At 49.5% G+C, this 1,103-nt stretch carries 2 protein-coding genes; both read left to right on the forward strand.

Translation table 11 applies throughout. The features are described 5' to 3' along the window. The coding region (locus LG003_RS23050; RefSeq protein ID WP_262981767.1) for a DUF3396 domain-containing protein at positions 1–852 on the forward strand (852 nt) is incomplete at its 5' end. A gap of 3 nt (positions 853–855) precedes the next feature. Beyond that, the coding region (locus LG003_RS23055; protein WP_262981768.1) for a PAAR domain-containing protein at positions 856–1,103 on the forward strand (248 nt) is incomplete at its 3' end.

The following is a 1,103-nucleotide window of genomic DNA, read 5'->3' on the forward strand; positions in this document are numbered from 1 at the left end:
TGGGATATCAGTGACGCCCAAAATATCTATGAAGCTCCCCGCTATCTGATGCATTACCTGGATTCCGATGAAGCTGATGGTGACAACAGTAGCTCCTACCTGAGTCTGGTGCTGCCTTGGGATTATTTGAAAGCACAAGAGGGCATGACCCGATTTATGGCCTGGCTGGACTTTCTGTGTGAACAACTCGAACCGGACAGTGGGGACTGCGGTTATTGTCTGGTGCTGCCCAGAGATTACCATGACTACTTTCCCTTAGAATACCAGCTAGCGCAACGTTACCCTGCATTGCAGGTTAATTCTGCGGTTCATACAGCAAAGTTACAATATGGACACTCCATCCGTGGCATTAACTGGATCACCTTGCTGTCCAAACGCTTTGTAGAACGGTTAGGGGGGGAATTCTGGATACGTCATGTGCTGGCCCGCCGCCTCTACCCGGATGTGGTGATTACGCCTTACTCCAATGGTCTGATGATCCGGGCCGGTCAATACCCGGATTTAACGCCGCTACCGGGCAGTGTCCCGGAGAGTTATTTTGCTATTAACCAATTGATACGTCCGATACGGGTCATTCCCCGTGAAGGCCATTCATTGCACTTCTATGGTGAAGGTCATTTTAATTCAACTTCCACCCTGGCCTGGTATGCCCGTTATGACCGTGGACCGCTGAATGTGACCCCTATGAGAGGTGACCATCCTGCTCTGGTCAGCGGGATCTGGCAAACCGATAGCCTGCCGGGTCAGCAGTACTTCTTTGCTCAGGGGGCGATGGCTTTTGATGTTGAAGGGGCAGAACCGGGCACAACCATCTGGCATTTAATACGAGAAACGGAAAATATAACGGAGTAAATGATGCGAAGTGTAGTGGAAGGAAAAAAAATTATCCTGAAAGGTGATACCACAACTACCGGAGGCGATGTTTTAAATGGTTCCGGTTTGGTAAACCAACAACTATCGGTTGTCTGTAAAGGTGACCCGGTGTTTTGTCCCGCCTGTAAAAAGATCGGCGTTATTGCGGAAGATTCTATACCCGTTATCTTTCAAGTTGCCTCTTTGTTGGCGGCATTCACTCACCCCGGTTACATAGTTCGCTATGCTCC

The organism is Photorhabdus kleinii (assembly GCF_025384885.1).
GTDB lineage: Bacteria > Pseudomonadota > Gammaproteobacteria > Enterobacterales > Enterobacteriaceae > Photorhabdus > Photorhabdus kayaii.